A 12343-nucleotide genomic window follows, 5' to 3' on the forward strand; every position below is an offset into this window, starting at 1 on the left:
CAGGCAACACCGGCCATCACCGAGCCCATTCCCGGGTGCCCGGAGTCAGGGGCACATGGCAGGATCGGTCCTGTTCCGCCGTACCCGCCCATGTCCGATATGCCCCAGAGGGAGTACCGCCTGTGCCCGGTGAGAATCTGACCCGCGACGAGGCCCGGGAGCGGGCCGCCCTGCTGTCCGTCGACGGGTACGACGTGTCCCTCGACCTGCGTACGGCGGTGGGGGAAGCGCACGGGGACGGTCCGCGGACCTTCCGGTCCGTCACCACGATCCGCTTCCGCAGCAACGAGCCCGGCGCCGCCACCTTCGCCGACCTGATCGCGCCGAGTGTGACCTCCGTCTCACTCAACGGGAGGGATCTCGACCCCGGCCAGGTCTTCGACGGCTCCCGGATCCTCCTGGAGGACCTCGCCGCCGAGAACGAGCTGGTCGTCGACGCGCAATGCGCCTACTCCCGCACCGGCGAGGGCCTGCACCGCTTCGTCGACCCGGAGGACGGCGAGGTGTATCTGTACACCCAGTACGAGCCGGCCGACTCCCGCCGGGTCTTCGCCAATTTCGAGCAGCCGGACCTCAAGGCCCCGTTCCGCTTCGAGGTGCGGGCGCCGGAGGGGTGGACGGTCTGGAGCAACGGCGTCGGCGAGCGGGCGGACGGGGTGTGGAGGTTCGCGGAGACCAAGCCGATCTCCACGTACATCACCTGTGTGGTGGCGGGGCCGTACCACTACGTCACGGACTCCTACGAGCGGACCTTCGAGGACGGTACGCGCCTTGAGATCCCCCTCGGCGCCCTGTGCCGCAAGGGCCTGGCGCCCTACTTCGACTCGGACGACGTCTTCCTCGTCACCAAGCAGGGACTGGACTTCTTCCACGACCACTTCGACTACCCGTACCCCTTCGGGAAGTACGACCAGGCGTTCGTCCCCGAGTACAACCTCGGCGCGATGGAGAACCCGGGTCTTGTCACCTTCCGCGAGGAGTTCATCTTCCGCGGCAAGGTCACGCGGGCCTCGTACGAGGGGCGGGCCAACGTCATCCTGCACGAGATGGCGCACATGTGGTTCGGCGACCTGGTCACCATGGTGTGGTGGGACGACCTGTGGCTGAAGGAGTCCTTCGCGGACTTCATGGGCACCTTCGCGAACGTCGGCGCGACCCGCTTCACCGACGCCTGGATCACCTTCGCCAACCGCCGCAAGGCGTGGGCGTACCGGGCCGACCAGCTGCCCTCCACCCACCCGATCACCGCCGACATCCGCGACCTCCAGGACGCCAAGCTCAACTTCGACGGCATCACGTACGCCAAGGGCGCCTCGGTGCTCAAGCAGCTGGTGGCGTACGTCGGCCAGGACGCCTTCCTGGAGGGCGCCCGCCGCTACTTCAAGCGGAACGCGTACGGCAACACGCGTCTCGGCGATCTGCTGTCGGTGCTGGAGGAGACCAGCGGCCGGGACATGGCCGCCTGGGCGCGGAAGTGGCTGCAGACCGCCGGGGTCAACTCCCTCACTCCGCAGGTGCTGTTGGACGCGGAGGGGCGGGTCGACGAGCTGGCGGTGCTGCAGGAGGCCGCGGAGTCCCACCCCGAGCTGCGGCCGCACCGGGTGGCGGTCGGCCTGTACCGGCGCACGGGCGAGGGCGCGCTGGAGCGGTACGCCCGGGTCGAGGTGGACGTCGACGGTCCGCGTACGGTCGTGGCGGCGCCGGCGGGTGCCGAGGCGCCGGAGCTGGTGCTCGTCAACGACGACGACCTCACGTACTGCAAGACCCGCTTCGACGACACCTCGCTGGCCACCCTGCGCGAGCACCTCGGGTCGATCACCGACCCGCCGGCCCGCGCCCTGTGCTGGTCGGCGCTGTGGAACCTGACCCGGGACGCGCTGCTGCCCGCCGCCGACTTCGTGGACCTGGTGACGCGGTTCGCGCGCCGCGAGTCCGACATCGGCGTCCTGCAGATGCTGCACGCCTGGGCGAACTCGGCGCTGGTCAACTATGCGGCGCCGGCCTGGCGGCCGGCCGGCCGGCGGCTGCTGGCCGAGGTCGCCGTGCGGGATCTGCGGGCGGCCGAGCCGGGCAGCGAGCAGCAGCTGGCCTGGGCCCGTTTCCTCGCCACGGTGGCGGCCGGTCCGGACGAACTGGCGCTGCTGCGCGGCCTGTTGGACGGCACGGAGAAGGTCGACGGCCTTGAGGTCGACCAGGAGCTGCGCTGGGCGTTCCTGGAGCCGCTGGCCGCGCACGGGGCCGCGGACGAGACGGTGCTGGCGGCCGAGCTGGCCCGCGACGACACGGCGTCCGGCAAGCGCCACCAGGTCCGCTGCCTGGCCGCCCGCCCCTCCGGCGCGGTGAAGGCGCAGGCCTGGGCCCAGGTGGTGGAGTCGGACGCGCTGTCCAACGCCCTGGTGGAGGCGACGATCGCGGGCTTCGCGCAGCCTTCGCAGCGGGAGCTGATCGCGCCGTACGCCCCGAAGTACTTCGAGGCGATCGAGCGGCTGTGGCGGGAGCGGTCGATCCAGATCGGCATGGACGTGGTCCGGGGGCTGTTCCCGTCCTACCCGACGGAGCAGGGCGCGCAGGCGACGCTGGATGCGACGGACGCGTGGCTCGCGGCCCACGAGGACGCGGCGCCGGCGCTGCGCAGGCTGGTGCTGGAGGCGCGCGACGACCTGGCGCGGGCCCTGCGGGCCCAGGCTTTGGCCAACGATTGATCCGCGTGTGACCGTTACGGAATCCGGTCAATAACACCCGTAACCCCTGGTCCGACCTGAACGGACCAGGGGTTTTCGATGCCCTATCGGCATCCGAACAAGCGTCCTTTAGTGCCACCTTGTCCGTTTTTGTCGACGAGCGTGTAACAGCGGTTAGAGGGCGGCTCCAGCGCGGAAAACCCCTCGGCATGAACCACAACGCCCCTCTCCCCCCGGCCTCCCCCCGCCCCCTGAGCCACCTCGCCGAGGTGCACCGCCGCGTTCTGACGACGGCTCAACTCCGGGCGCACGGCGTCTCGTCCGCGGAGATGACCGAGCAGTGCCGCACCGGCGGCCCCTGGCAGCAGCTCCTCCCGGGCGTCTTCCTGCTCCACCCGGGCCCGCCGACCAGCGAAGAACGGCTGCACGCTGTGCTCATGTACGCGGCGCGGGAGTCGACGCCCGGAGTGCCCACGCAGCCGGGCGCGGAGAGCCCGCACCGGCCGGTCTACGCGGAGGCGATGATCACGGGCCTGGCGGCGCTGACGCTGCACGGGTTCACGTCCGCCCCGCCGCTGCTGTCGCTGGAGAAGATCGACGTCCTGGTCCCGCGGCTGCGCCGGCTGCGCTCGGCGGGCTGCGCCCGGGTGGTACGCACGCACACGCTGCCGACTCCCCAGCAGGTGACGGGAGTTCCGATCGCTCCGGTGCCGCGCGCCCTGGCCGACGCGGTGTCCGAGCTCGCGGACGCGGGCGCGGTGCGCCGGCTGCTGACCGAGGCGGTGCGCGCCGGCCACTGCGAACCGGCCTCGGTGGTACGGGCGTTGAACCAGGCGAAGCTGCTCAGCCGCCCGCACGTGGTGGACGCGGTGGACTCCCTGCTGGCCGAGGGCCGCGCCATCGCGGAGGACCGCCTGTACCGGATGGTCCGCGACTACGGCCTGCCCGACCCGGTGTGGAACGTGGACCTCCGCCTGCCGGGCGGGCCCCACCTCGGCGGCCTCGACGCGTACTGGCCGGAGCAGGCGGTGGCCGTGGAGCTGGACACCCGGGCCCCACGGCAGGACGAGGACGCCCTGTGGTCCGAATACGTCCGCAAGCGGGAGCACTTGGAGCGCCTGGGCATCACGGTCGTCCACATCACCCCCAAGAAGCTCCGCGACTCGATGGAACAACAGGCGGCGGTCGTCCGCACGGCGCTGATGGCGTCGGGCGACCGGGAGCCCGCCGCGTATGTCGTGGTGCTGCCGCGGTAGTGAGAGCCTGTGTCACATCCCCGGTCGGATCAGCGCGCGGCGCCTGGTGCGTGCGATCGCAAGGCGCCGGAGCGCCCTCGTAGCGGAGCTACTAGGGCGTTTCGGCAACGCGGCGAGCGTGCGTGCCAGGCGTCGCGCGCCCGGCCGGGGATGTGACACAGGCTCGCCGGACCGGGGCGGGACCAGGAGGGGGGAGGAGGGGCCACCGGGTGCCGGTGGCCCCTCCTCGTGTCAGGAGGCCGGCGGCTGCGCCGGCGCCGGCCGTGCGGCAGCCCCCGCGGCCACCCAGTCGAGGAGGGTGGCGTAGGACGCGATCATGCGGGTGCGGCTGAAGCGTTCGCGGCTTGCGGTGAGGGCGGGGGCGAGGGCGGTGCGGGCTGCCGCCGCCTCCGTCCAGGCCCGGGCGATCGCCGTCGGGTCGGGCGGGGTGACGAAGCCGTGGCCCGCCACGATCGCCGCGCTGTCGCCGACGTCGGTGGCGACCGGTACGGCGCCGCACATCATGCCCTCGACCAGGCAGAGCGGTGCCGCCTCCCCCCAGGAGGAGGTCAGCGCGACGACGTCGGCACCGGCGTACACGGACTCCATGTCGTGTCGGACGCCGAGCAGGTGGACCCGGTCCGTCAGTGATCGCCGCGGGCCGAACGCGGTCTCGATGTCCGCGTCGAGGCCCGGATTGGCAGCCGTCATGCCCGCGCCGCACATCAGCACATGTGCGTCGGGCTCCCGCTCCAGCCACTCCCGTGCCGCCCGCAGGAACAGCGGGACGTTCTTCATCGCGTCGTAGCGGGCCGCGAAGACGACCACCGGTGCCGCGGCCGGGATCTCCAGGGAGGCCCGCAGTGCCAGCCGCCGGGCCGCGTCGGGGCGGAAGCGCAGCAGGTCCACGCCGTTCGGGATGACGTGCAGCAGCTCGGCCGGGATCCCGGCCGCCTCGTAGGCGGCCCGTGTCGACTCCGCGCAGCACACGCACGCCACCACCCTGCCGTCCGCGATGGCGGCCTTCAGCTCGCCGAGGGCCGCCCCCTGGTTCTCCGGGTCGGAGCGGTGCAGACAGACCACGACGGGGCGGCGCGGCAGGCCCGCCTGGTTGAGGAGGCGCAGCGGCTGTTCCTTCAGCGAAAGGATCACGTCCGCCTCCGCCGTCGCCCGTGCCGTGTCGGCCAGCTCCGGCCCGGTGAAGGTGGCCGGATCACCGCTTGCGGGAAAGACCCGGCCCAGGGAGGTGACGCCCACGCCCGCCGCGGTCAGCGACCGGTAGCAGGCGTCGTCCTCCATCCGCTGCCGGGTGGCCTCCCGGTGCACCTCGCCATGGAGGCTCAGCACACGATGCTGCTGGTCACCCTCCTGAAGTCCGAGTACGACGTCACTGTGGACAATCCGGGCTCCGCCGGAGAAGAAACCCTCGTAGACCGAGAGCACGTGCAGTCCGCGCCTCGTGGGCATATGACCACCCGCCTTGCACAAATCGAGCCATCCCCCGTGAAGTGCGGGTTAGCCGATATGAGGCGGCATGGACGTTTCGTACGGATGAACTCGGCGTCTCGTGTCCGAGTCGGCTGAATTACCGGGTGGTCTTTCGAAGCGGGCCCGCAACCGGCGAAGCGCCGACCGCAACGAAGAGGGGTCGTCCGATACGACCGGCGCGTCCGGCCTCGCGGACAGGACGCCCGCCTTTGTCTGCCAGTCCTCGAAGACCCCGCGGAACAACTGGTGGGTTTCAGGTACGTCCTTCATGCACTCGAAGCTACTGAGAAATGGCTCGCTGCTACCGTCCAATGGCATGCGGGAATCACAGACCAATCCGGCGGGCGATCTCCTGCTCCATCTGGGCCAGGCCGCCGACGGGCCGCTGCACGAGCGGGTGAAGCGGGCGCTGCGTTCGGCGATCAGGGAAGGCCGGATCGAGGTGGGCACCGCCCTGCCGCCCAGCCGGCAGCTCGCCGCCGACCTCGGCTGTTCGCGCTGGGCGGTGACCGAGGCGTACGGCCAGCTCGTCGCGGAGGGGTATCTGGAGGCGCGCACCGGCTCCGCCACCCGGGTGCGCTGGTCGAACAGCCCGGACGACCGCTCCGCGCGGCGCGCGCCGCAGCAGGCTCCGGCGGCCCGTTACGACCTGGCCCCGGGCCTGCCGGACCTGCGGGCGTTCCCGCGGCGCCGCTGGGCCGACGCGGTCCGCGCGCAGGCGACGACGGTGGCGTTCACGGAGTTCGGCTACCCGCCGCCCGGCGGCCACCTCCGGCTCAGACGGCTGCTCGCCGAGTACCTGGGCCGCTCCCGCGGCGTCTTTGCCGGCCCCCAGGACGTGACGGTGTGCACCAGCGTGACGGACGGCGTACGCCGCTTCTGCCAGGCCCTGCGCACCCGCGGCATCACCGCCGTCGCCGTCGAGGAACCGGGCTGGACCCGGCTGCGCGAGGTGATCGGCGCCGCGGGCCTGGACGTCGTCCCCGTCCGCGCGGACGGCGCCGGGCTGCGCACCGACGAACTCGCCGGGCACACCGGGCTGAGGGCGGTGCTGGCCTCACCGGCGCACCAGTTCCCGCTGGGCACGGTGCTCGCCCCGGAGCGACGCGCGGCCCTGCTGCGCTGGGCGCGCGAGGTGGACGGCGTCGTACTGGAGGACGACTACGACGCCGAGTTCCGCTACGACCGCCAGCCGGTCGCGAGCCTGCAGGGCATGGACCCCTCCCGGGTCGTCCTGTTCAAGTCCCTCAGCAAGATCCTCTCCCCCGCGCTCGGCATCGGATGGATCGTGGCGCCCGCCCGCTGGACCGAACACCTGCACAGGACCGACCAGACGGCGACCCAGCCCCCGCCCCTCGACCAGCTCGCCTTCGCGGACCTGCTGGAATCAGGCGCCTACGACCGCCATCTGCGGGCCTGCCGGGGGCGCTACCGCAACCGCCGCGACACCCTCGTCCGGGCTCTCGCCGAACAGCTGCCGGACGCCCCCGTCTCCGGCGTCGCGGCCGGGCTGCACCTCCTCCTGCGGCTGCCGACCGCCGTGGACCCGGCGGCCGTGGTCAGGGCGGCGGCCGCCCGCTCGCTGCGCGTGGCCGACCTCGCGGCCTATCACGCCACCGAGGACCACGCCGACCACGGCCTGGTCCTCGGGTACGGCAACCTCGCCGACGGGGCGGTGGAGAAGGCGGTCGCCCAGCTGCGCGCGGCGATCGACGCGTGCCGTCAGCGGCCTTGACCGCCGCAGAACTCCGCCTCGACCACGTCCTTGCTGTTGTCCGCCCAGTCCCCGTTGAAGTTGTACGCGAGGGAGTGCCGGCCGTCCGCGGTGGTCAGCGCCAGGGAGAGCGAGCCGTGGATGCCGCCGTCGTGGCCCCACACATGCACTTCACGGCCGTTGCAGGAAAGAGGGACGTCGGCGATGCCCAGACCGTAACCGCCCTTCGACCCGGCGCTCTGCCGCACCGTGGTCTTCATCTCCTTCAGCTGGTGCGGCGGCAGGAGACGGCCGGTGAGCAGGGCCGAGTAGAAGCGGATCAGGTCGGCCGAATCCGAGATCATCTCGCCTGAGCCGTAGGCGATGGCGGGGTTGAGCGTGGTGACGTCGTACGTCGGGCCCGTCGTCGACTCCGCCAGCTTGGAGTAGGCGCGGCTGCTGGGCTGCGGGACGGTGACCCGGGTGCCGGGGACCGAGGTGCCGGTCAGATGGAGCGGCCGGATGACGCGGTCGCGGATCTCCTCCCCGTACGGACGGCCCGTGGCCTTCTCGATCACCATCGCGGCCAGCAGGTAGTTGGTGTTGGAGTACTTCCAGGAGGTGCCCGGCGCGAAGTCCGGCTTGTGGGACATCGCGATCGCCAGCAGGTCCGCGGGACTCTTGCGGTCGTAACGGTGCTTGAAGAAGCCGTCCTTGAGGAAGTACGTGCGGCCGAACTCGGCGTCGGCCGTGTAGTTGAAGATGCCGCTCGTGTGGTTGAGGAGCCGGCGGAGCGTGATGGCGCGCCCGTCGTGCCCGTGGCCGCGGACCGCTCCGGGCAGCCACTTGTCCACGGTGTCGTCGAGCGACAGCCTTCCCTCCGCCTCCAGCTGGAGCAGCACGGTGGACACGAAGGTCTTGGTGATGCTGCCGACGCGGTAGCGGTCGTCGGCCGAACGCGGCTTGCCCGTCCGGAGGTTCCCCACGCCCGCGGTCGTCGCCCAGGTGCCGTGGGCGTCCTTCGCGGTGAGCGTCACTCCGGGCACGCCGAGCCTCACCGCGGCTTCGACGGCCCGCCGGGTCGGCTCGTGGCCTTCGGCCCCTCTTGCGGGCGCGGCGGCGAGCGCGGGTGCGGCCAGGGCCGCGGACAGCGCGACGGCCGTCGCCGCGACCAGAGTCGTACGTATGCCTGCGTTCATGTCGGTCTCCCCCATCTGGTTCGGTACGGAACCGGGTTCGGTCGGGGAGGCAGACCCGGCCCGCGGTGCGGAGGTTGATGCACCGCGGGCCGGTTGAGCCGCTTTCAGCCCTTCTTCAGCAGCAGCTCCGTGTTGCGGTCGCCGGGGTCGCCGCCCAGGGTCAGGTTCGCCCCCGGGGCGTTGTACGACAGCTCGCGGTAGAGGGCGGCCAGGCCCGTCTGGGTGAGGTCGGCGAAGTCCGTGCGGTGCGGGGCCGCGGACTCCACGAGGGTGGTGAACAGGGAGAGGGTGCCGTCCTTGTTGTCGGTGATCTCGATGACGCGGGCCAGCTGCGGGTGGTCCACGTGGGAGGCGGTCGAGATCTCCCAGAACGAGCGGCCGTTCGACGCCTTGTGCGGCGTGATGTCGTTGCGGTGGATGTGGCCGTTCACCCAGGCGAGGACGTTGGCGTGGCTGCCGAGGAGGGCGATGACCTCCTGGCCGCCGTGCCGCCGCTCGTGGGGGCGTGCCGGGTCCACGATGCCCGTGTTGTCCATCGTCTTGCTGGTGTGGTGGCTGAAGACGATGACGTGCGAGTCCTTGTTGTCCTTCAGCTGCTTGTCGAGCCACTTCAACTGGGCGGTGCCGATGGAGCCTTCGTAGTGGCCGCCCGGGTCGGTGGTGTCGAGGCTGATGCCGACGACGTCGTCGGCGATGCGGAAGGTGTAGTACTGGGTGCCCGCGTCGAGGTTGGCGGTGGAGTAGCCGTGCCCGACCGGGCCCAGACCGCGGTACGCCGGGTCGAGGTGGGCCTTCAGATAGTCGGCCGGGGTGTACGGGGCCCGGCTCTCGTCCGCGGTGACGGACCGCATGTCGCGTGCGTGGGCCTTGAGCAGGTCCCGGAAGCCGGTCCCCCTGGGGTCGTTCCCGCTCTTGATGTGGTCCTGGAGCTTCTTCGCCTCGGAGGCGGACAGCGACATCAGCTTCCTGCCGCCGACCGCGTACTCGGCGAGCCAGGAGTCGCCGTGGCCGTAGCAGCCGAGCGGCATGGCGTCGTGGTTGCCGACCGTGGAGTACCAGGGCAGGTTCAGGCCGGGGCTGCGGACCTCGCGGACCGCGGCGGCCAGGAAACCCTGGAGGTGCGGGAAGCCGAGCTGCTTGTCGCCGTCGCGGACGGTGGAGTCGGGCTGCCAGTACAGCTTGAGACCGCTGTTCTGGACGCCCTCGTAGTGCCGCGGATCCCCCGTGTTGGGGGTGATCCGCCCCCCGCTCATGATCTTCAGGAACCACTCGAGCTCGGACTTGGCGTTGTTGTCCGTGTTGTCGCCGGTGGTCATCGCGAAGTGCAGCGGGGAGCCGGTGACGGGGGCGCCGCGCAGCGCGTTGATCCGCTCGACCAGCGAGATGGCGCCCTGCACGGTCAGCGCCTCGTGCGGGCGCCAGGCGTGCTTGTCCGTGGCGCGCAGGTACTCCAGGCGCATCGGGTGCTGGGAGTCGATCAGGTGCAGATCGGTGAGCTGTACGAACGCGGCGAGCGCGGTACGGCGGCCGGCGCGGCCCGACTTGGCCGCGGCGAGCTCGCCGCGCACGACACGGGACCAGCCGGGGCCGTCGCCGAGGCGGCGGTAGCCGGAGGAGGTGCGCGGGGCGGCGACCGTGGCGAGGGTGGTGCCCTTGGTGTAGGGCGCGAGGGGGGCGGCCGGGGCCTTGCGGGACTGCGCCACGACCTTGGTGGTCTCGGTGGTGGCGGCCTGGCTGTCGGTGGGCCGCAGGGCGTAGCCGACGCCCGCGGAGACGGCCGCCGCGCCGGTGGCGGCGAGGACGGTACGGCGGTTGACCGCCGGGATGGTGGCGGCGACAGAGCGTATGCGCGACATGGCGCGATCTCCCCGAGTGGCAACGCGTCGGCAGTGGTCGCGGGCTGTTTCGCTGTCGCGAACAACCCGCTCGCTCTGGATGGTTGGCACCGGGAATGACCTGCTGGTGAACGAGACGGCAACGCGCAACGCCGATCACCGTACGTGGATCTTGGGCCACCCTGCGCGTCCACGACCGCTCGTCGAGCGGCCCGGGGGCGGTCACTCCGCGTTCATCTTTCTGGGTAGTGAAGGGAGTTCACAGCACCGTGAAGCTGCCCTTGACCTTGTCGTAGATCTTGAGGGCCTGGGCTTCGATGTCCGGGTGGTACCAGGTGTTGATCTGGTACGACTTCCCGTCCTGCTCGAAGCCCAGCAGCCGGGCGTGCCAGGGAGTGCCCTTCAGGGTGAAGGTGTACTCCCAGACCACGGCCGGGTTACCGTCGAACGTCGTCTTCTCCAGGCGGATCTTCCGGTAGCCCTGGCCCTGGTGTGCGTTCTGCTCCGACTTCTGCCAGGTCTCCATCAGGTCGCCGCGGGCGAGGGACGACTTGGCCGCAAGCTCCTGTGCGCCGTCGGGCGAGGCGTAGTGGACCTCGTTGCCAGTCTTCACGTCACGGCGCCAACCCGTGGGCGTCACCCACGCATATCCGCCTGCTTCTTCATGTGCGCGCGGCGGCAGACTGGTCGGACGGCTCGTGCCCTCGACGGTCGGCGATCCCGTACGACTGGCCTCACCGGTCGACGGCGCGGGGCTGAGCGGTGGTGCAGCGCCAACAGCGTTCTCCGCCTCTCGACCGATCAGGACGAGGGAGAAGCCCAGCGCGACGACGGCGGCGAACGCGGCCGCCGCGAGCATGATCCCCGCAAACACCCGGCGCCCTCCGGGAACCGGCCCGCCGCCCCTCACGTCGATCGTCGAGTCGAGCGTGTAATACACCGTCGACGCCGGCGGATCCCGTTCCGCCCGTTCTTGCTCCAGCACCTCCCCCTCGAGCCGCTCCCGCCCCGCCACGACCGCATCCGCATTCACATCCAGCAGCGACGCCACATACCTCCGCCACAACGGCAGATCCCGCCGCCGCCCCTGCGCGATCAGGCGGTCCCAGGCCTCGGGGCTGGAGTCCGTCAGTGAGGCCAAGTAGCGCTGTGCCAGTCCCTTCATGACTCCAGCACCTCCGAGCCGCCCGGCACGGCCGCGGCCGCATCCCCGCTCGGGGGGCCCGGCGGACCCGGCGGGCCACTTCCGCCCAGTACCGCCTGCAGGGTCCGCGCGCTCCCCAACTGCCTGAGCAGCGCAGGCGCCGACGCTCCGACCGCGACCGTCGCCAGCGCCCCCGTCAGCTGCGGATGGAAGATCCATCCTGCGCCCGCCCCCAGCGACAGCCGGGTCAGCGCGGCCAGGGCGTCGGACGGCGGGTCGATGTACTTGTCGAGGCGCGGCAGACGGTCGCGCCGACGGTTATTCGCCAGCGCGCGGTGCCGGGCCGTCTGCCAGGCCGCGATCCGCCCGTAGAAGACGACGATCTCCACGACGAGGCCGCCCAGTGCGCCGTATGTGATGGACGCGTTCCACTCCATGGCCGTCCCCCTCGGCGATGGCGCCGTTCAGCTCGCCCCAGCATCCCAGACGGGGGATTGATCCGGGAGGGAGATGACATGGAACCCATACGGGCATACGACCCTTTGTCAGTCTTCGGCAGTCATCGGCACCCGCCCCGCAGCCGGCCGCTCCCGCCACAGCGTCAGTCCCACGTCGACCAGTGCGACCCGGCGCAGCCCGGGCACCGTCTCCAGGGGGTGCCAGGCCGCCATGTCCGTCGAGCCGCCGATCTCGTGGCGGAGTTCGCCGCCGGTCACCCGGCCCTCGTACACGAGCCGGACGCCGTGATGGTCGACGGACCGTCCGAGGTGGCGCGGGGCGGTGCGGCGGATCGAGTCCACACCCAGGAGGGCGGTGAGCTCCATGTGGTAGCCGGTCTCCTCCTCCACCTCCCGCAGGGCGGCGTCGTAGGGGTCCTCGCCGTGTTCCAGGCCGCCGCCGGGCAGGGTCCACTCGGGGCGGCCCTTCTCGTCGATCCAGCGGGCCAGAAGGAGCTGGTCGTCGCGGACGCATATGGCGTAGGCCGCCACCCTCAGTTTCCTGCGCACGTAGGGACGTTAGTCCGGAACCGCCGGTTCATTTGGCACTATTGCGGACTCATCCCCGTAA

Annotated in this window: 9 protein-coding genes; 3 read left to right on the top strand and 6 right to left on the bottom strand. The window is 71.5% G+C overall.

Annotated features, from left to right (window positions below; translation table 11 throughout):
• Window positions 1-122 precede the first annotated feature (122 nt).
• Together pepN and ABT254_RS26290 are read left to right on the top strand one after the other, a co-directional pair.
• Window positions 123-2702, top strand: a complete 2580-nt coding sequence (gene pepN / locus ABT254_RS26285) for an aminopeptidase N (protein ID WP_351474742.1) — start codon at window positions 123-125, stop codon at window positions 2700-2702.
• 188 nt (window positions 2703-2890) lie between these two features.
• The gene (locus tag ABT254_RS26290; RefSeq protein WP_351474745.1) at window positions 2891-3937 is read left to right on the top strand and encodes a hypothetical protein; all 1047 of its coding nucleotides are present in this window, start codon (window positions 2891-2893) and stop codon (window positions 3935-3937) included.
• A 231-nt stretch (window positions 3938-4168) separates the two neighbouring features.
• Here the strand turns inward: ABT254_RS26290 and ABT254_RS26295 are convergent, their stop codons facing one another.
• Window positions 4169-5359: a glycosyltransferase gene (locus tag ABT254_RS26295; protein WP_351475240.1), complete on the bottom strand. Its 1191-nt coding sequence runs from the start codon at window positions 5357-5359 to the stop codon at window positions 4169-4171.
• A 361-nt stretch (window positions 5360-5720) separates the two neighbouring features.
• On the opposite strand from ABT254_RS26295, the gene pdxR reads away from it, so the two are divergent.
• Window positions 5721-7139: a MocR-like pyridoxine biosynthesis transcription factor PdxR gene (gene pdxR / locus ABT254_RS26300; protein ID WP_351474748.1), complete on the top strand. Its 1419-nt coding sequence runs from the start codon at window positions 5721-5723 to the stop codon at window positions 7137-7139.
• On the opposite strand, the gene ABT254_RS26305 is transcribed toward pdxR, so the two are convergent.
• From ABT254_RS26305 to ABT254_RS26325, 5 genes are all read right to left on the bottom strand, one after another.
• The gene (locus tag ABT254_RS26305) at window positions 7127-8296 is read right to left on the bottom strand and encodes a serine hydrolase domain-containing protein (protein ID WP_351474751.1); all 1170 of its coding nucleotides are present in this window, start codon (window positions 8294-8296) and stop codon (window positions 7127-7129) included. The genes pdxR and ABT254_RS26305 overlap by 13 nt on opposite strands.
• A 104-nt stretch (window positions 8297-8400) precedes the next feature.
• Window positions 8401-10152 carry a TIGR03767 family metallophosphoesterase gene (locus tag ABT254_RS26310; RefSeq protein ID WP_351474754.1) on the bottom strand — a complete coding sequence of 584 codons (1752 nt, stop codon included), beginning with the start codon at window positions 10150-10152 and terminating at the stop codon, window positions 8401-8403.
• A gap of 238 nt (window positions 10153-10390) precedes the next feature.
• On the bottom strand, window positions 10391-11296 hold the full coding sequence (locus ABT254_RS26315) for a serine/threonine kinase C-terminal domain-containing protein (protein ID WP_351474756.1): 906 nt from the start codon (window positions 11294-11296) through the stop codon (window positions 10391-10393).
• Window positions 11293-11712: a hypothetical protein gene (locus tag ABT254_RS26320; RefSeq protein ID WP_351474759.1), complete on the bottom strand. Its 420-nt coding sequence runs from the start codon at window positions 11710-11712 to the stop codon at window positions 11293-11295. Before ABT254_RS26320 ends, ABT254_RS26315 begins: the two co-directional genes overlap by 4 nt.
• A gap of 108 nt (window positions 11713-11820) precedes the next feature.
• Window positions 11821-12282: an NUDIX hydrolase gene (locus ABT254_RS26325; RefSeq protein ID WP_351474762.1), complete on the bottom strand. Its 462-nt coding sequence runs from the start codon at window positions 12280-12282 to the stop codon at window positions 11821-11823.
• Window positions 12283-12343: the final 61 nt, after the last annotated feature.

Origin of the sequence: Streptomyces sp. NPDC001137, assembly GCF_040298885.1 — a bacterium.
In the GTDB taxonomy this organism is placed as follows: Bacteria; Actinomycetota; Actinomycetes; order Streptomycetales; family Streptomycetaceae; genus Streptomyces.

Bases quoted from the DNA above. Each gene is read 5' to 3' on its own strand.
- ABT254_RS26290 (WP_351474745.1), top strand. From the start codon at position 2,891: ATGAACCACAACGCCCCTCTCCCCCCGGCCTCCCCCCGCCCCCTGAGC.
- pdxR (WP_351474748.1), top strand. From the start codon at position 5,721: ATGCGGGAATCACAGACCAATCCGGCGGGCGATCTCCTGCTCCATCTG.
- ABT254_RS26305 (WP_351474751.1), bottom strand. From the start codon at position 8,296: ATGAACGCAGGCATACGTACGACTCTGGTCGCGGCGACGGCCGTCGCG.
- ABT254_RS26310 (WP_351474754.1), bottom strand. From the start codon at position 10,152: ATGTCGCGCATACGCTCTGTCGCCGCCACCATCCCGGCGGTCAACCGC.
- ABT254_RS26315 (WP_351474756.1), bottom strand. From the start codon at position 11,296: ATGAAGGGACTGGCACAGCGCTACTTGGCCTCACTGACGGACTCCAGC.
- ABT254_RS26320 (WP_351474759.1), bottom strand. From the start codon at position 11,712: ATGGAGTGGAACGCGTCCATCACATACGGCGCACTGGGCGGCCTCGTC.